The sequence below is a fragment of the Nonomuraea sp. NPDC049158 genome, from assembly GCF_040648335.1.
Classification (GTDB): Bacteria; Actinomycetota; Actinomycetes; order Streptosporangiales; family Streptosporangiaceae; genus Nonomuraea.
The window spans coordinates 12822-30251 of the sequence record NZ_JBEZDM010000042.1 but is presented as its reverse complement, the minus strand read 5'-3'; the positions used below and the strand labels follow the sequence as shown (position 1 = coordinate 30251).

Sequence of the window (17430 nt, the reverse complement as noted above, 5' to 3'; positions counted from 1 at the left end):
CGGCGGCAACCCGCCGTACAGAACCCCCGGGAAGCCTCAGAGCGAGAGAATCTTGCGCAGGAAGCGCCCTGTGTGGCTCTCGTCCACCAGCGCGATCTCCTCGGGCGTCCCCGTGGCGACCAGCGTGCCGCCCCGCGACCCACCCTCGGGCCCCATGTCGATCACCCAGTCGGCCGTCTTGATGACGTCGAGGTTGTGCTCGATGACGATCACCGTGTTGCCGCCGTCGACCAGCCGCCCGAGCACCCCGAGCAGCCGCCGGATGTCCTCGAAGTGCAGCCCGGTGGTCGGCTCGTCGAGCACGTAGATCGTCCGCCCCGTCTGCCGCCGCTGCAGCTCGGAGGCCAGCTTGACGCGCTGCGCCTCGCCGCCGGACAGGGTGGTGGCCGGCTGGCCGAGCCGTACGTAGCCGAGGCCGACGTCGTTGAGCGTCTGCAGGTGGCGCTTGATCGCCGGGATCGCGTCGAAGAAGCCGAGCGCCTCCTCGATCGGCATGTCGAGCACCTCGGAGATCGTCTTGCCCTTGTAGTGGACCTCCAGCGTCTCCCGGTTGTAGCGGGCGCCGTGGCAGACCTCGCACGGGACGTACACGTCGGGCAGGAAGTTCATCTCGATCTTGATGGTGCCGTCGCCCGCGCACGCCTCGCAGCGGCCGCCCTTGACGTTGAAGCTGAAGCGTCCCGGCTGGTAGCCGCGCACCTTCGCCTCGGTGGTGGCCGCGAACAGCTTGCGTACGTGGTCGAACACGCCGGTGTAGGTGGCCGGGTTGGAGCGCGGGGTACGCCCGATCGGCGACTGGTCGACGTGGACGACCTTGTCGACCTGGTCCATGCCGTTGATCCGGGAGTGTCGCCCCGGCACGGTCCGCGCCCCGTTGAGCTCCTTGGCCAGCGCGTTGTAGAGGATGTCGTTGACCAAGGTCGACTTGCCGGACCCCGACACGCCGGTGACCGCGGTGAACAGGCCGAGCGGGAAGTCGATGTCGACGCCCTTGAGGTTGTGCTCGCGCGCGCCCTTGACGGTGATCTGCCGCTTCCTGTCGCGCTTGCGGCGCTTGGCGGGGATCGGGATGCTCCTGCGCCCGGACAGGTATTGGCCGGTCATCGACTCTTCGCTGGCCAGCAGCTCCTGGACGGTGCCGGACACGACGACCTGGCCGCCGTGCTCGCCCGCGCCCGGACCGATGTCGACCACCCAGTCGGCGGCCGCGATCGTGTCCTCGTCGTGCTCGACGACGATCAGCGTGTTGCCCATGTCGCGCAGCCTGATCAGCGTGTCGAGCAGCCGCATGTTGTCGCGCTGGTGCAGGCCGATCGACGGCTCGTCCAGGACGTACAGGACGCCCACCAGGCCGGAGCCGATCTGGGTGGCCAGCCGGATGCGCTGCGCCTCGCCGCCCGCCAGGGTGGCGGCGGCGCGGTCCATGGTCAGGTAGTCGAGGCCGACGTCGAGCAGGAAGCCCATGCGGGCGTTGATCTCCTTGACCACCCGCTCGGCGATCTGCATGTCGCGGTCGGACAGCTTGAGCTCGGAGAGGAACTCCGCGCACTCGCCGATCGACATGGACGACACGTCGGCGATCGACTTGTCGGCGACGGTGACGGCCAGCGTGACCGGCTTGAGCCTGGCGCCCTTGCAGGCCGGACAGGGGATCTCGCGCATGTAGCCCTCGAACCGCTCGCGGGTCGAGTCGCTCTCCGCTTCGACGTGCCGGCGCTGGACCCACGGGATGACGCCCTCGTAGGTCGTGTAGTAGGAGCGCTGCCTGCCGTAGCGGTTGCTGTAGCGGACGTGCACCTGCTCGTCGTGGCCGAACAGCAGGGACTTCTGCGCGGCCTTGGGCAGCTTCTCCCACGGCGTGTCGAGGGTGAAGCCCATCGTGTGGCCGAGCGCCTCGACGAGCCTGACGAAGTATTCGCTGGTGTGGCCGCCCGACCAGGGGTGGAGCGCGCCGTCTCGGAGCGTGGCCTCCGGATCGGGTACGACCAGGTCGGGGTCGACCTCCATCTTGGTGCCGAGCCCCGTGCACTCCGGGCAGGCGCCGAAGGGCGAGTTGAAGGAGAACGAGCGGGGCTCCAGCTCCTCGAACGACAGGTCGTCGTAGGGGCAGTAGAGATGCTCGGAGTAGAAACGCTCGCGGTTGGGGTCACCCTCGGGCAGGTCGACGAACTCGAGCGTGATCGTGCCGCCGGACAGCTGCAACGCGGTCTCGACCGAGTCGGTGAGCCGCCGGCGCGACGACTCCTTCACCGACAGCCGGTCGACGATGACCTCGATGTCGTGCTTCTCCTGCTTCTTCAGCGTGGGCGGCTCTTCCAGCCGTATGACCACGCCGTCGACCCGCGCCCGGGCGAAGCCCTTGGTCTGCAGCTCCCGGAACAGCTCGGCGTATTCGCCCTTGCGGCCCCTGACGACCGGGGCCAGCACCTGAAAGCGGGTGCCCTCCTCCAGGTCCATCACGCGGTCGACGATCTGCTGCGGCATCTGCCTGGCGATCGGCCGCGCGCACACCGGGCAGTGGGGCTTGCCGATGCGCGCCCACAGCAGCCTCAGGTAGTCGTAGACCTCGGTGATCGTGCCGACGGTCGAGCGGGGGTTCTTGCTGGTGGCCTTCTGGTCGATCGACACCGCGGGCGACAGGCCCTCGATGAAGTCCACGTCGGGCTTGTCCATCTGGCCGAGGAACTGGCGGGCGTAAGCCGACAACGACTCGACGTAGCGCCGCTGGCCTTCAGCGAAGATCGTGTCGAAGGCCAGGCTCGACTTGCCCGAGCCGGACAGGCCGGTGAAGACGATCAGAGAGTCTCGCGGCAGGTCCAGCGAGACGTCTTTGAGGTTGTGTTCACGTGCACCACGCACGATCAGGCGGTCTGCCACGGCGATCCCGGATGTCGAAAGGCGGATAGGTCCACGGGGGATGGTAGACGGGGGCTCCGACAATTTCGGCGGCCCGCTCGTCGAACCCCGAAAATCCGTCGCTACCAGGTTACGGCCTACTCCCACCCCTGCAGGTGGCCTTTAGCTGTCAACCGCTTGACCAGCTATTTTATGCCCCCAGCAGCCCCCAGAACCCCTGGATGATGAAATATCCGGCATGACCGTTCTGCTGACGCTGCAGGCCGAGCTGGCCGCGTCGACCGCCCGTTTCCTGGCCACGGCGGCCTCCCTCACCGAGGACGACGTCGCCGCGCCCTCCCTCCTTCCGGGCTGGTCGAGGGGCCACGTGCTGGCCCACGTGGCGGGGAACGCCGACAGCCACATCAACCTGCTGACCTGGGCAAGAACCGGCGTCGAGACACCGCAGTACCCGACCGCGGCGGCGAGGGAAACGGGGATCGAGGCAGGGGCGGGCCGCACCCCCGCCGAACACGTCGCCGAGCTGAAAGCCGCCGGCGCCCGGCTGGACGCCGAGATCCATGACCTCCCGGAGGCGGCGTGGCGGGCGGCCGTCTCAGGGATGCGCCCGCCGCCGCACCCCGCCTGGTACATCCTCGTACGGCGGCTGCGCGAGGTCGAAGTGCACCACGTGGACCTCGGCGCCGGGTACGGCCCGGCGGACTGGCCGGAGACCTTCGTCCACCGGGAGCTCCACGACTGCCTGCGGTGCTGGCCCTATGGGCAGAGCACCGTCAGCGAGATCACCCTGCGCGGTGGCCGGACGTGGCGCGACCTGGGCCCGGGCCCGGCGGTCGAGGGCGACGCGGCCGACGTTCTGGCATGGCTCATCGGGAGATCCGACGGCACGGGCGTTAGGGTGGTGACGGAGGGGCGGCAGTCAACGCCGGTTCCCGTGGCGCCGCCCTGGATGACGATGCCCGCCCCCGCTGATCTGCCCGCGACGCCCCCGAAGGACTATCCATGACCTACACAGGTGACGTCCAGGTCGGCGGTCCCGCCGACGTACGCGAGCTCCCGAAGCTGTCGATCTACAAGCTGGCAGTGGGGCCGTTCGACAACAACGCCTACCTGCTGCGCTGCACCCAGACCGGCGACGGCCTGCTGATCGACGCCGCCGCGGAGGCCGACCGGCTGCTGGCGCTCGTCACCGACCAGCCGATCAGCGCGATCGTCACGACCCACCAGCACGGCGACCACTGGCAGGCGCTGGAGCAGGTGACCAAGGTGACGGGCGCCCAGGTGATCGCGCACCCGCTCGACGCGCCCGGCCTGCCGGTCCCGGTGGACCGCACGGTCGAGCACGGCGACAGGATCACGGTCGGCGTGACCGACCTCGAGGTGATCCACCTGCGCGGCCACACGCCGGGTTCGATCGCCCTGCTGTACGACGGCGGCGAGGAAGGGCGACACCTGTTCACCGGCGACTCGCTCTTCCCGGGCGGAGTGGGCAACACGCAGAAGGACCCGGAGCGCTTCGCCCAGCTCTACAGCGATGTCGCCGAGCGGATCTTCGACCGCCTGCCCGACGACACGTGGGTGTACCCGGGCCACGGCAAGGACACCACGCTCGGCGCCGAGCGCCCGTCACTGCCGGAATGGAAGGCCAGAGGCTGGTAAGCCGACTCAGCGACCACCAACCGTAGGTGCCGCTCTCCGAGTTGCGGGCACCGCCACGACACATCGGCCCGCCGCTGGCGAGGCGGGCCGACATGTCCAGGTCAGCGGTTCGCCAGGACTCGGGCGATCCGCTGAGCCGCCAGGGCGGGATCGTCGGCGAGAGCGACGACCTCGCCCCACGACCAGCGGTAGAACCACCCTTCCGGCAGCGGCACGCAGTCGACCGTCTCGGCGAGCATCGCGGTGTCGGGGTCGCTGACCCGCAGCGCGGGCGGATACGGCAGCAGCGTGGTGGTCAGCCCGTGCAACTCCAGCTCCCTGGCCAGCTTCGCGAGAAAGTACGTTCGCGTGTGCTCGCGCGGCGTGGCCGACATGGCTCCATCACCACCTGGATGACGGCGGACGTATCCGCTCAGCTGCCGATGCGCTCGGCTTCCTTGCGCTGCTCACGCTTGTAGAACAGCACCCGCAGCGGGATCGCCGCCACGAGCGCGATCTGCATGGCGGCACCGATCTTGATCGGCAGGTCGCCACCCTCGGGCCAGGCCACCCAGAAGGTCAGGAAGGCCACATTGATCATGATCCACCCGAGCACCACCGCGGCGAGCTGCCCCTTGGGCTTGGGGTATTCGATCCGGCTCACCATCAGCCAGGCCACGCCGAGCACCGCGAGCAACGAGTAGACGCTCGGCTGGAACAGCATCACGATCGAGATGACGGTCATGGCGCCCATGGGAATGGGCAGCCCCATGAAGTCGCCGCTCTTGGTCTTGACGCAGGCGAACCGCGCCAGCCGGACGACACCGGCGACCAGCACCGCCGCGGCGGCGGCCACCACCGCGGCGAACGGCACCTTGTCCGTGAAACCACCCCAGATCACGACCATGAACGCGGGCGCGAAACCGAAGCTGATCACGTCGGCGAGGTTGTCGAGCTCGGCGCCCATGGCGGAGGCGCGGAAGCGCCGCGCGACCAGGCCGTCGAACAGGTCACAGGTGGCGCCGATGAGCAACAGCACCACGGCGGTCGCGAAGTAGCTCGGCGCGGGCGTGAAGTCGCCCCCGGCCTTGAGCGACTGGATCGCCGATGAGGCCAGGACGCACACCGCGAGAAACCCGCAGATGGCGTTGCCCAGCGAGAGCGAGTCCGCCGCGGACAGACGGAACGCCTTACCGACGGGTCCTCGAGGTTCTTCGTCGTCGGCCTGCCAGCTGCCGGCGTCAGCCGCGGTCAATTCTGGTCACCCCCGCAACCGTCTTCTCGCCCACGGACACCGCGGACGAGATCCCTTCGGGAAGGTAGATGTCGACCCGCGAACCGAACCTGATGAGCCCGATTCGCTCGGTCTGCGAGACCTTGGCGCCGACGGTCACGTATGGCACGATCCTGCGCGCCACCGCGCCCGCGATCTGCACCATCTCGACGTCACCGAGCGCCGTCGCGAAATGCCACACCACGCGTTCGTTCTGGTCGCTGTCCTTGTTGAAAGCCGGCAGGAACCCACCCGCCACATGCTGCACGGAGGTGACATTTCCCGCAAGGGGGGCCCTGTTCACATGGACGTTCAGCGGACTCATGAAGATCGCGACGCGGGTGCGCCCATCGGCCTGCGGGTCGATGCTCTGCACGACGCCGTCGGCCGGTGACAGGATCCGCCCCTCGCCCGGCGTGCGGTCCGGGTCACGGAAGAACCAGAGCATGGCACCGGTGAGGGCGCCCAGCGGCACGGCCGCCAGCGCCCATCGACGGTCCCGGCGCGTCAGCAGCGCGGTGGTGGCCGCGGCGGCGACGGTGGGGAAGAGCCACGGGGACACCCCGCGCGCGAGCCGCACGCGGCCCGTCTTGGCAGAATCGTCTGACACGTACAACCTTCGATGGTGACTGGACTGGGCGCTTTGCCGTGATGTTACAGAGTCAGCAACTATTACACGGCGCAACTTCTCAAGCAAAGCGCCTCGAAAGCCATTTAGCTAGCCCTGCTGGCTTCCTCGCCCTTGCGCGCATCGACACGGGCCTTGATCAGGCTGGCCGCGGTGGTGATGACCATGGTGGCGCCGATGACCGTGAGCGAGACCCAGATGGGGATTTCGGGCGCCCAGGAGACCTCGCTGGCATGCAGTGCCTCCAATATGAGCTTAACCCCGATGAAGCCCAATATGAACGCAAGCCCATAGCTGATGTAGACCAGCCGCTGAAGCAGGCCTCCCAGCAGGAAGTAGAGCTGACGTAGTCCCATCAGCGCGAACGCGTTGGCCGCGAAGACGATGAACGGGTCCTTGGTGAGTCCGAAAATGGCGGGAATCGAGTCGAGCGCGAACAGCAGGTCGGTGCTGCCGATGGCGACCATCACGATGAGCATCGGGGTGACCATCCGACGCCCGTCGATCTTGACGGTGACCTTCGACCCGACGTAGCCCTCGGTGGTGGGGAAGGCCTTGCGCACCCACCTGAGCAGGATGTTCTCGTTGAACTCCTCTTCGTCGCCCTTGAGGTGCTGCCGGATCAGGTTGATCGCGGTGTAGACCAGGAAGGCGCCGAAGACGTAGAACAACCAGCTGAACCGCTCCAGTGCCGCCGCGCCGAGCGCGATGAAGATGCCGCGCATGACCAGCGCCAGCAGGATCCCGACGAGCAGCACCTTGTGCTGGTACGCCTTGGGCACCGCGAACCTGCTCATGATGATGAAGAAGATGAACAGGTTGTCGACACTCAGGCTGTATTCGGTGATGTAGCCGGCGAAGAACTCCCCCGCCTTGGCGCCGCCGAGCGTGGCCCACAGCAGACCGCCGAACACCACGGCGAGCAGTACGTAGAACGTGACCCAGTATCCGGCCTGCCGCATCGAGAACTCACGGGCTTCACCGCGGTCGACGATCCAAAGGTCGATGGCGAGAACGACCAGCAGGCCGCCTATGACGGCGATCCAGGCCCAAACAGGTACGATCACGTGGTCTACCTCCGGCATGCAAAAACAGAGCGCCGGAGGTCTCTCCCGCCCGCCAAGCACGCGGACCGGCAGCCCCGGGGGCCCCGTGGAGCGGGACTACACCGTGATGACGAGGCTGCCGCGAAGGGATACTCCCCTCCCTAACGCACGCAGTATATGAGAACGCGTAAGTCTCGCCTAATCATTCGTGCTGTCTTGACCGTCCGTAGACATTCAGCACACTTTCCACCGCTTCGTCGGCATCGGGAAGCTCCGCCCCCCGCCGCGCCGCCGCCGCGGCCAGCCGCGCCGCCTCGGCCCCGTCGCCGACCACATCCTGTACGGCGGCCCGCAGCGCCGCCACGTCCCCGTACGGCACCAGGATCCCCGCCCCGGCCAGCAGATCGGGCACCCCGCCCACCGCCGTCGCGATGACCGGCCGCCCCATCATGAGGGCCTCGCTCACGCTCAACGGCTGGCCCTCCCACCTGCTCGCCCACACCACGACGGTCGCGGCGGCGAGCAGGTCGGGCACATCATCCCGATTGCCCAGAAGCACCACGGGCAGCGCCTCGGCTTCGATCCTGCGCCGCAGGTCGCCGAGCAACGGCCCGTCCCCCGCCACCGCGAACAGCGGCGTCTCACCCTCGCCCGGCCAGGGCCCGCGAGCGGCGTCGAGGAGAGTCTCCAAGCCCTTCTGCTGGGCCAGCCTGGCGACGGTGAGCACGATCGGCCGACGCCCGGCCCCCAACTCGGCCCTGACCTCCCGCGGCGAACGCCGGGCGGCCCGCGGCACGGGCGCGGGCACCACGGCCGGCCCCACCTCCCGCGCCCCCAGCGCCCTCATCCGCTCCCCCAGGTCGGGCGAGACGACCAGCACCTGGTCGGCCCGCCTGGCCACGACCCGCTCGAGCCCGCCATAGACGACCCCGATCAGCCCCCCCGCGGTGAGCGCGTTGTGCAAGGTCACCACCAGCGGCGCTCGGCCCCACAGCCCCAGCCCGGCCAGCGCTCCGGCCCGGAGGCCGTGGGCGTGCACCACGTCGGCGTCCTTGGTCACCCGCCGGATCGCGAGCAGGGCACGCAGGTCATTGACCGGATGCGGCCGATCCGACATCGGCGCCGCCACGAACCGGGCCCCGGTCTCGCCGAACGAGAACTGCGCCTCGACGCTCACGGGCCCCACGACCACCACGCGATGGCCACGCCGGATGAGCCCCTCGACCAGCATCCGGACATGCCGTCCCGTCCCCCCGGACGTGGTGCCCAGCACGAACGCCACCCGCACAGCCGCTCCTCACTTCCCAGATCCACGCCTGAACGAACCGGCCACCGCCCGAGCCGTCGGCCGATCCAGCAACCCCACCACCACACCACCGGCGACCACCGCCGCGAGCGCCGCCAGCACGGTCGCCCCGGCATTGGGCCAGATGCCCCGCGCCCCCAACGCCCCCACGACCGCCGCCCCCGCCAGGTAACCCACGCCACCGCCGACAACCGAGGCCAGCGCGGCCCGGCCCAGCCCGGCCACCGCGACGCGCCCCCGCACCCGCACCACCGAGGCGAGCAGCAGCGCGCCCCCCACCGTCATCCCGGTGGTCATGCCGAGCGCCAGCCCCCCGAGCTTCCAGCCTTCGGGAAACGTCAGCGCGAACACGGTCTGCGCCACCATGACGACGCCCCACCCCAGCACGGTGCCCGTCGCCACGGCCCGTCCACGCCCGGCCGCGTACAGGACCCGACTCAGCTGCGCGATGAGCCCGTAGCCGACCAGCCCGGGCGCGAACAGCGCGATCGCGCGGGCGAAATCCTGCGCGGGCACGTCGCTCTTGAAGCCGAGGAACACCACCGCCCCGGGCTCGGCCACCGCGGCGAGCACCCCGGCGGCCAGCCCCGACACCAGCACCACCGCGCGCGTGGTCCGCGCCGCGAGCGCCGCGAACCCCGCCGTGTCGCCGCTGCCCGCCTGCGCGGACAGCCGCGGAAACGCGCTGGTGGCGATGGGCACGGCCAGCACCGCGTACGGCACCAGGTAGATCGCCCACGCGTAGTTGTAGACCACGATGGCCCCGTTGCCGACCACCCGGTTGGACAGCACGACCACCATGGCCATGGCGGCCTGCTGGGCGACCAGCGCGGTCACCCCGGCCAGTGCGAGCCTGCGCACCTGGACGGCCACGCCGTCGGGGAACCGCAGTGTGGGCCGCCACCGCAACCCGAGCCCGGCGACCGGGCCGATCACGGTCAGCACCAGGGCCAGCACCCCGAGGCTGGTGCCCACGGACAGCGCGAGCTCGGCGGGCCCCAACTCCCGGGCAGGAGCGCTGCTCCCCCCGCTGAGCGGCACGAACAGCAGGTAGGCGACGATGACCACGAGACTGGACACCAGCGGGGCGACGGCGGGCCCGGCGAAGCGGTGGTGGGACTGGAGCACGCCGTAGAGGACGACCGCGACGCCGTACAGCGGGATCTGGGGGGCGAAGACGACCAGCATGCGGGTGGCGACCGCGGTCACCTCGTCCATGTGACAGCCGGGCACCGCGTTGCCGAAGAACAGCCCGAGGATCGGCCCGGCGAGCACCGCGGTCAGCACACCGAGCGGCACCAGCACCACGAGCACCCAGCTCAGCAGCGCCGAACCGATCCACCCGGCCCGCTCCCGGTCCGAGCCACCGCCCGAAGCGTGCTCCGGCCCGGCTCCCGCGAGCACCGGGACCACCATCCCGGCGAGCGCGCCGCCGACGACGACCTCGAAGACGATGTTGGGGATCCCATTGGCCGTGGCGTAGGCCGTACCCAGGCAGTTGGTGCCCACCGTCTGGGCGAACGCGTATTGCTTGGCGAACCCGGCGACCCGGGCCAGCACGGTGATCGCCCCGATGAGCAGCGCCCCACCGGCGACGCCGCGGACGAGCCGCTCCCTCACCACACCCGCCCCGCCCCGAACCCGATCACGCGAACATCCTGGCAGGCCGCACCGACAATCGCGCAGGGCGCCCCATCACCTAACAGGACACCAGCCTCACACCACGCAGCTCACGCCGCGTCACAGGACGCCGGCTCACACCACGTCGAAGCACACCGACTCACACCGCGTCGACGGGCCGACGACCGAGCATGTCCAGCCGGTTGAGCACCGGATTGCCGGCGATGACCTTGGTGAAGCTGACCTTCTCCGACGCCGCCGTCAGCGCCGCCACCGTACCGAGCAGCACGAACCGTCCCCGGCGCCCCAGTTTGGTCACGGCGGCCAGCCCGAGCAGCGCTCCCAGCGCGTTGGCGCCGGCGTCCCCGAGCATCGCCCGCTCGCCGAGGTCGTCGGGGAGCAGCGCGGCGGCGGCACCCAGGGGGACGGCGGCCAGTGCGGCGGTCAGCGGCGCGTCGCGGAAGAGCGACGCCGCCAGCAGCGGCCCGCCCGTGAGCAGGCCCACCTTGATCGCCCGGCCGGGTCGCAGGTCGAAGAGGTTGGCCAGGTTGGCGGTGCCCGCGATGGTCGCGCCGTTGACCAGCGTGTCGACCGGCCCGCGCGAGACGAGCGCGGCCGCGCCCAGCCCGGTGGCCCCGATGCCGAGGATCTTGACCGCCCCGCTGGTCACCTCGCCGCGGCCCAGGGCGGTCAGGTGCCCCTTGAAGCCCTTGGACTTGGTCGTGCCGTAAAGGTCGTCGTAGGCGCCGAGCGCTCCGCTGCCGACCCCGGCCAGCAGCGCCGCCAGGCGTACGCGGGGCGGAAGTCCCGGCGCGAGCGCGGCCGCCACGCCGGAGCCGGCCACGAACGCGGGGCCCTCCAGCAGCGTGATCGGCTCGCCGCGGTGGTTGGTGCGGGTCCAGCGGCCCGGCTCCTTCTCGTCGGCACGCGGCGCCGAGCGGGTGAAGGCGGTGTAGGCGGCGCGGGCCGCGACGGCGCCGATCGCGGCGCCGGCGAGGGCGTAGAGGAGGCCACGAGCCATGTCAGCTCCCTGACTGGGTGGGGGACGGGGTCGCGGTCGGTGCCGCGGGCTGGAACGTAGGGGCTCCCGTGCCGATGCCGTAGTGGCCGGCACGGCCGCTCAGCTGCTCGCGGAGCGCGTCGACGATCACGATCCGGCCCGCGGCCATGTCGGGCGTGTCGACGGTCGAGACGCGCTTGGCGACCTCACTGTCGTCGCGCAGCGCGCTGATCACGCCACCGGAGGCGGCGGCGGTGGGGGCCGTGGCCGTCACCACGGTGCCCTTGCCACCGGCGTCGAGGCCGCCCGCGAGCCTGACGAGGGCGGCGGCCTGGGCTTCGGCGTTCTCGCCTTCGTACGGCTTCTCCGGCGCGAACATCACGGCGAGCGTGGCCCGCTTGTTGGGGTCGCCCTCGATGCTGAGGAACCCGCCCTCCTCGAAGCCGCCGAGGACGGCCGCGGTGGCCGGGTTCGCGGTGCTGGCCTGGGCCGGGTCGGTGGTCAGAACGGTGGCGGCGAGCACCGCACCGGCCTTCACGTAGGGAGTGGCCGCCGCGGGAAAGGTCATGCCCTCGGGTTTGAGGCTGTTGGCCAGGCCGTCGATCACGCCGCTCTGCTTGGGATCGGCGAACTTCTCATCCAGCAGCACCCGCCCCGTGATCAGGGCGCCCGCCTGGGCGAGCACCTGCTGCTCGGCCTCGCGGTAGGTGGTGCTGGAGCCCGGCGCCTCGATGAGCACGACGTGCTGGCCGGTCAGCTCGCCCGCGACGCGTTGCGCGGTGAGCGCGGCGACGAAGGAGTCGCTGCCCGCCTCCCTGCCGCGCAGCGCGTCGAGCTGGGCTCTGAGGCTGGTGTTGTCCTGGGTCATCTGGTTGCTCGTCCGCAGCGCCGACTCGATGGCGGGCGACTGGAGCAACGTGGTGCCCATGACGATGCCCACCGCCAGCGCGAGGAAGATCGCGACGATGGACACGAGGTGATAGCGGAAATCGATCACGAGAAGAGTCCGACCAACCAGAAGATGAAGGCGTTCCAGAAATCTTGCATGCCGTTCAGCCAGGTCTGGCCGATCGGCGACAGGAAGAGCGCGACGCCCATCGTGATCAGCGCGGTGATCACGAGCAGCAGCAGCTGGGACGTCGAGATGCGGCTTCGGTAGAGCCTACTCACTCCCTTGGCGTCGATGAGCTTGCTGCCGACCCGCAGCCGGGTGAGAAAGGTGCTGGCCATGCCTGAGCGCCCCTTGTCGAGGAACTCCTCCAGCGTGCCGTGGGTGCCGACCGCCACGATCAGCTCGGCGCCCTTGTCGTCGGCCAGCAGCATCGCGATGTCCTCGCTGGTGCCGGTGGACGGAAAGATCACCGCTTCACGGCCGAGCTGGTGGACGCGCTCCAGGCCGGGCGCCCTGCCGTCGCGATAGGCGTGGACGACGAGCTCGGCGCCGCAGCTCAGCGCCTTGTTGGAGACCGAGTCGAAGTCGCCGACGATCACGTCGGGCAGGTAGCCGGCCTCCAGCAGCGCGTCGGCGCCGCCGTCGACTCCGATGAGCACCGGGCGGTATTCCCTGATGTAGGGGCGCAGGGTGGCGATGTCTTCCTTGTAGTGGTAGCCGCGCACCACGATGAGGACATGCCGGCCCTCCATGGGGGTGCGGATGTCCGGCACGCCGACTCCGTCGATGAGCAGCTTGCCCTCGCCGCGGACGTACTCCATGGTGTTGACGGCGAAAGCCTCGATCTGCACCGCGAGACCGGCGCGCGCCTCGGCCATGGCGGCCTCGACCGCGTCGGGGGTCTGCTCCTCGCCCTTGCCGACCACGTCACCTTCGAGGTAGACCACCCCGTCGTGGACCCGGACGACGTCGCCGTCCTTGACCCGCTCGAACAGATCCTGGGTGGCGTTGTCGACGAACGGCACCCCGGACTCGATGATGATCTGCGGGCCGAGGTTGGGATAGCGTCCGCTGATGCCGGCGGCGACGTTGACCACGGCCGACACTCCGCACGCGACAAGCGCCTCCCCGCTGACCCGGTCCACGTCGACGTGATCGATAATCGCTATTTCACCGGGCTGGAGGCGCTTGGTCAGCCTCTTAGTCCGCCGATCGACTCTCGCCACTGCCGTGACACCGGGAAGGTCTGCGACCTTCCTAGCGCGGAGGCCCGGCATCCTGCTCCCCGGAACCTTCATCAAGACCATCCTGCCAGAGTGAAGCAGCGCAGAGGCCACGCACTGCGCGGCGTGTCCGCTATGTCACTCAGGATCACCGATCGGCGGCCGCTAGTCCAAGGAGTTCTTCGGCGTGTGCTCTGCCCAGCTCAGAGTCCTCCAACCCCGCCAGCATGCGGGAGAGCTCGCGCACCCGGCCTTCGTGGTTGAGGGCGAGGACGCCGCTGCGTACGACACTGCCGTCACTGGCCTTCTCGACCACCAGATGCTGGTCGGCGAAGGCGGCCACCTGCGGCAGGTGGGTGACGACGATGACCTGGGCGGTCCGGGCCAGCCTGGCGAGGCGGCGCCCGATCTCGACCGCGGCCTTACCGCCCACCCCCGCGTCGACCTCGTCGAACACGAACGTCGGCACCGGATCGGCGCCCGCGAACACCACCTCGATCGCCAGCATGACGCGACTCAGCTCGCCCCCGGACGCGCCCTTGTTGAGCGGGAGCGGCGGCGCGGCGGGGTGGGCGGCCATGCGCAGCTCGACCTCGTCGACGCCTTCGGGGCCGAAGTCCGCGACCTGGGTGAGCTGGACGATGACCCTGGCGTGCGGCATGGCCAGCGCGGTCAGCTCCTCGGTGACGGCCTGCCCGAACCGCTCGGCGGCGCCCTCGCGCACCCGGGTCAGCTCGGCGGCCAGCTCGGTGAGCCGGGCGGTCAGCTCATCGTGCTCGCGGGTCAGCTCGTCGATGCGCTCGTCGTCGCCTTCCAGCTCGACCAGCCGGGCGGACGCCTCCTGGGCCCACTGCAGGACACCAGCGCTGTCTTCGGCATATTTCCGAACCAGTCCGGACAGCAGGGCTCGGCGGTCCTGCACGGCGGCGAGCCGCGCGGGGTCGGCCTCGATCGACTCGGCGTACGCGGCCAGATCGGTGGCGACGTCGGAGATCAGATAGCCGGCCTCGGCCAGCCGGTCGGCCACCCCGGCGAGCTGCGTGTCGTAGTCGCGCACCGCCTCGACGGCCGAGCGGGCCTCGCCCAGCAGGGAGATCACGTCGCGCGCGCCGCTCGCGGCCTCCATCGGGTCGCCGAGCAGCGCCGTGTGCGCGCTCGTCGCCGCGCCGCGCAGCGCGTCGGCGTGCGAGAGCCGCTCCTCCTCGCCACGCAGCTCGACGTCCTCGCCGGCCTTCGGCTCGACCTTCTCGATCTCCTCCAGGCCGAACCGCAGCCGGTCGGCCTCCTGAGCGCGCTCCCGCGCCCTGGTGGTGAGCTCGTCGAGCAGCGCCCCCACCTGCTTGTGCCGTTTGTACGCCTGGGAGTAGGCGCGCAGCGGCTTGACCAGATCGTCACCGGCATAGCGGTCGAGCGCGGCCCGCTGCTTGGCCGGCTGCAGGAGGCGCTGCTGGTCCATCTGCCCGTGGACGGCCACCAGGTCGTCGGCCAGGTAGGTCAGCGTGCCGACCGGCACCGTCCGGCCGCCGAGCCAGGCCCGCGACCGACCCTCGGCCGAGACGGTGCGGGAGATGATGAGCTCGCCGTCCTCGATCTGCCCGCCGATGTCCTCGACCTGCTGGGAGACGCGGCCGTCGGCTTCGATGACCAGCGTGCCCTCGATGGTGGCCTTGTCGGTGCCCGGCCGGATGCGGGAAGGGTCGGCACGGCCACCGAACAGCAGCCCCAGCCCGGTGACGACCATCGTCTTGCCGGCACCGGTTTCGCCGGTGACCACGTTGAAGCCTGGCGAAAGCTCCAGAACGGCCTCATCGATGACGCCGAGCCCCTGGATGCGGACCTCCTCGACCCTTGGTCGCACTGCCCACTCCCGTCGCTCCGAACGCTTGTGCGATCTAACTGTACGCGCTGCACCTGTAATTGAGTCAGGGACGCACCCTTCCGCGCCAGCCCTGGACGGGTAGTTCGAACTTGGCGACCAACCTGTCGGTGAAGGGGGCACCGGTGCTCTCCACGCCGTGCAGCCGGGCCAGTCGTACCGGCTGGGAGCCGCGGCGTACCTCCACCCGGCCGCCGGACGGCAGGTCGAAACGGCGCCGCCCGTCGCACCAGAGGACGCCGCCGGGTGTTTCGGGCAGGATCTCGACGGCGAGCGTGGACCGCGGCGAGATCACCATCGGCCTGGCGAACAGCGCGTGCGCGCTGATCGGTACCATCAGCAGCGCCTCGACCTCCGGCCACACGACCGGCCCCCCGGCGGAGAAGGCGTAGGCGGTCGAACCGGTCGGGGTCGCGCAGATCACACCGTCGCAGCCCCAGCGGGACAGCGGCCGCCCGTCGATCTCGGCGACCACCTCCAGCATGCGCTCGCCCTTCTCCACGCTGGCCTCGTTGAGCGCCCACGTGTCGGCGAGGACCTGGCCGTTCTGCCGGGCCAGCACGTCGATCGTCATGCGTTCCTCGACGTCGTAGCGGCCCGCGACCACACTGTCGACCGCCGACTTCAGGTCGGCGACCTCGGCCTCGGCCAGGAAGCCGACGTGCCCGAGGTTGACGCCGAGCAGCGGGGTGCCGGTGGGCCTGGCCAGGTCGGCCGAGCGCAGCAGCGAGCCGTCGCCGCCGAGCACGATCAGCATCTCCGCGTCCTTGGCGGCACCGGGATCGCAGGGCACCACTTCGGCGCCGCGGCAGCCGATGTCATCGGCTTCCACATCGAGCACCCTCACCCGGATCCCGGCCGTGACCAGGCGGTCGATGACCAGGCGGGCGCTGTCGACCGCGGCCTCCCGCCCCGTGTGCGCGGTGACCAGCACAGTACGGTTCATTGCGGCCCTTCCGCGACGGCCCGCTCGACCTCGGCCTCGAGGTCGGCGACCGGCGGTTCGCCCTCCCCCTTGCCCAGCCAGAGCAGATATTCCACATTTCCCGACGGACCCGGCAGCGGGCTCGCGGTCACCCCGCGCACCACCAGGCCGAGCTCGCGCGCCTTGGCCGCGGCCTGGTGCACCGCACCCGCCCGCAACACCGGGTCTCGCACCACGCCACCGGCACCCACCAGGTCCTTGCCCACCTCGAACTGCGGCTTGACCAGCAGCACGAAGTCTGCCCGAGCAGCGGCCACCGAGGCCAGCGCGGGCAGCACGAGCCGCAGCGAGATGAACGACAGGTCGCCTACGATCAACGAAGGCGGCTCGCCGACCAGATCCGGGGTGAGATCACGTACGTTGACGCGCTCCATCACGGTCACCCGGTCGTCGGTCCGCAACGACCAGGCGAGCTGGCCGTAACCGACGTCGACGGCCAGCACGCGTTCGGCGCCGTGTCGCAGCAGCACGTCGGTGAACCCGCCCGTGGACGCGCCCGCGTCGAGGCAGCGGCGGCCCCGGATCTCCAGCGCGCCGAACGCCTCGATCGCGCCGAGCAGCTTGTGCGCGCCGCGCGAGACGTAGTCCGGACCGTCGGCGGACTCGGCCACGACGATGGCCGAGGCGGTGTCGACCTGGGTCGCCGCCTTGCCCGCCCGCCGCCCGCCGACCGTGACCCGGCCGGCTTCGATGAGCTGGCCCGCCTGCTCTCGCGACCTGGCCAGACCACGCCGCACCAGCTCGCTGTCCAGCCGGATACGTCGGCTCACCGGTCGCCCGTCCGGCCGTCCACCTGGCCATCCATTTGGCCGTTCACCTGGCCGTCCACGGCCCCCAGCGCGGCCTCGAGCCCGGAGAACGCCTCGTCGAACACCGCGACGTGCTCACCCACCGGCCGCCCGGCCAGGTCACCGAGACCGGCGAGGACCGCGTCGACTCGCTCGTCGCCGGTCTCCTCCGGTACCTCACTCATGACAACGACCGTAACGCCTCATGCGAGCACCCGGCACCTTGGCAGGTGTGTCACACGTTGAAGGGTCACACGGGGGTGCCACTGATGTGGAACGCTACCGTCCTGAAATGGAAG

The 17430-nt window shown here is 70.3% G+C and carries 16 protein-coding genes; 2 read left to right on the top strand and 14 right to left on the bottom strand.

The window, feature by feature from the left end:
- Positions 1–36 precede the first annotated feature (36 nt).
- Positions 37–2877 carry an excinuclease ABC subunit UvrA gene (gene uvrA, locus AB0B61_RS48910; RefSeq protein WP_358447830.1) on the bottom strand — a complete coding sequence of 947 codons (2841 nt, stop codon included), beginning with the start codon at positions 2875–2877 and terminating at the stop codon, positions 37–39.
- A 217-nt stretch (positions 2878–3094) separates the two neighbouring features.
- Here uvrA and AB0B61_RS48905 point away from each other — a divergent pair, with 217 nt between their 5' ends.
- Both AB0B61_RS48905 and AB0B61_RS48900 read left to right on the top strand, forming a co-directional pair.
- A complete protein-coding gene (locus AB0B61_RS48905; protein ID WP_358447828.1) occupies positions 3095–3862 on the top strand; it encodes a maleylpyruvate isomerase family mycothiol-dependent enzyme in 768 nt (255 codons plus the stop codon).
- Positions 3859–4515 carry an MBL fold metallo-hydrolase gene (locus tag AB0B61_RS48900; protein WP_358447826.1) on the top strand — a complete coding sequence of 219 codons (657 nt, stop codon included), beginning with the start codon at positions 3859–3861 and terminating at the stop codon, positions 4513–4515. The genes AB0B61_RS48905 and AB0B61_RS48900 overlap by 4 nt, the downstream gene beginning before the upstream one ends.
- 101 nt (positions 4516–4616) lie before the next feature.
- On the opposite strand, the gene AB0B61_RS48895 is transcribed toward AB0B61_RS48900, so the two are convergent.
- The 13 genes from AB0B61_RS48895 to AB0B61_RS48835 all read right to left on the bottom strand — a co-directional run bounded on the left by AB0B61_RS48895 (position 4617) and on the right by AB0B61_RS48835 (position 17316).
- Complete coding sequence (locus AB0B61_RS48895) at positions 4617–4889, bottom strand: hypothetical protein (RefSeq protein ID WP_358447824.1); 273 nt, start codon at positions 4887–4889, stop codon at positions 4617–4619.
- Between the two features lie 38 nt (positions 4890–4927).
- Positions 4928–5749 (bottom strand): CDP-diacylglycerol--serine O-phosphatidyltransferase, encoded by an 822-nt coding sequence (gene pssA, locus AB0B61_RS48890; RefSeq protein ID WP_358447822.1) that lies wholly within the window; start codon positions 5747–5749, stop codon positions 4928–4930.
- A complete protein-coding gene (locus AB0B61_RS48885; RefSeq protein WP_357958355.1) occupies positions 5736–6377 on the bottom strand; it encodes a phosphatidylserine decarboxylase in 642 nt (213 codons plus the stop codon). The genes pssA and AB0B61_RS48885 overlap by 14 nt, the downstream gene beginning before the upstream one ends.
- Before the next feature lie 104 nt (positions 6378–6481).
- Complete coding sequence (locus tag AB0B61_RS48880; RefSeq protein WP_358447821.1) at positions 6482–7462, bottom strand: TerC family protein; 981 nt, start codon at positions 7460–7462, stop codon at positions 6482–6484.
- A gap of 181 nt (positions 7463–7643) precedes the next feature.
- The gene (locus AB0B61_RS48875; protein ID WP_358447819.1) at positions 7644–8729 is read right to left on the bottom strand and encodes a glycosyltransferase family 4 protein; all 1086 of its coding nucleotides are present in this window, start codon (positions 8727–8729) and stop codon (positions 7644–7646) included.
- Positions 8730–8738: 9 nt separating this feature from the next.
- Entirely contained in the window at positions 8739–10367 is a 1629-nt protein-coding gene (locus AB0B61_RS48870; RefSeq protein ID WP_358447817.1) for a lipid II flippase MurJ, read from the bottom strand.
- A gap of 160 nt (positions 10368–10527) precedes the next feature.
- Positions 10528–11388, bottom strand: coding sequence for a hypothetical protein (locus tag AB0B61_RS48865; protein ID WP_358447815.1), 861 nt, complete (start codon positions 11386–11388; stop codon positions 10528–10530).
- 1 nt (position 11389) lies between these two features.
- Entirely contained in the window at positions 11390–12364 is a 975-nt protein-coding gene (locus AB0B61_RS48860) for a copper transporter (RefSeq protein WP_358447813.1), read from the bottom strand.
- On the bottom strand, positions 12361–13557 hold the full coding sequence (gene steA / locus AB0B61_RS48855; protein WP_358447812.1) for a putative cytokinetic ring protein SteA: 1197 nt from the start codon (positions 13555–13557) through the stop codon (positions 12361–12363). The genes AB0B61_RS48860 and steA overlap by 4 nt, the downstream gene beginning before the upstream one ends.
- A gap of 73 nt (positions 13558–13630) precedes the next feature.
- A complete protein-coding gene (gene recN / locus AB0B61_RS48850) occupies positions 13631–15340 on the bottom strand; it encodes a DNA repair protein RecN (protein ID WP_358447810.1) in 1710 nt (569 codons plus the stop codon).
- A 64-nt stretch (positions 15341–15404) separates the two neighbouring features.
- Complete coding sequence (locus tag AB0B61_RS48845; protein WP_358447809.1) at positions 15405–16304, bottom strand: NAD kinase; 900 nt, start codon at positions 16302–16304, stop codon at positions 15405–15407.
- Complete coding sequence (locus AB0B61_RS48840; protein WP_358447807.1) at positions 16301–17113, bottom strand: TlyA family RNA methyltransferase; 813 nt, start codon at positions 17111–17113, stop codon at positions 16301–16303. The genes AB0B61_RS48845 and AB0B61_RS48840 overlap by 4 nt, the downstream gene beginning before the upstream one ends.
- Complete coding sequence (locus AB0B61_RS48835) at positions 17110–17316, bottom strand: hypothetical protein (RefSeq protein ID WP_358447805.1); 207 nt, start codon at positions 17314–17316, stop codon at positions 17110–17112. The genes AB0B61_RS48840 and AB0B61_RS48835 overlap by 4 nt, the downstream gene beginning before the upstream one ends.
- Positions 17317–17430 lie beyond the last annotated feature (114 nt).

Bases quoted from the DNA above. Each gene is read 5' to 3' on its own strand.
- AB0B61_RS48905 (WP_358447828.1), top strand. From the start codon at position 3,095: ATGACCGTTCTGCTGACGCTGCAGGCCGAGCTGGCCGCGTCGACCGCC.
- AB0B61_RS48900 (WP_358447826.1), top strand. From the start codon at position 3,859: ATGACCTACACAGGTGACGTCCAGGTCGGCGGTCCCGCCGACGTACGC.
- AB0B61_RS48895 (WP_358447824.1), bottom strand. From the start codon at position 4,889: ATGTCGGCCACGCCGCGCGAGCACACGCGAACGTACTTTCTCGCGAAG.
- AB0B61_RS48865 (WP_358447815.1), bottom strand. From the start codon at position 11,388: ATGGCTCGTGGCCTCCTCTACGCCCTCGCCGGCGCCGCGATCGGCGCC.
- steA (WP_358447812.1), bottom strand. From the start codon at position 13,557: ATGAAGGTTCCGGGGAGCAGGATGCCGGGCCTCCGCGCTAGGAAGGTC.
- AB0B61_RS48845 (WP_358447809.1), bottom strand. From the start codon at position 16,304: ATGAACCGTACTGTGCTGGTCACCGCGCACACGGGGCGGGAGGCCGCG.
- AB0B61_RS48835 (WP_358447805.1), bottom strand. From the start codon at position 17,316: ATGAGTGAGGTACCGGAGGAGACCGGCGACGAGCGAGTCGACGCGGTC.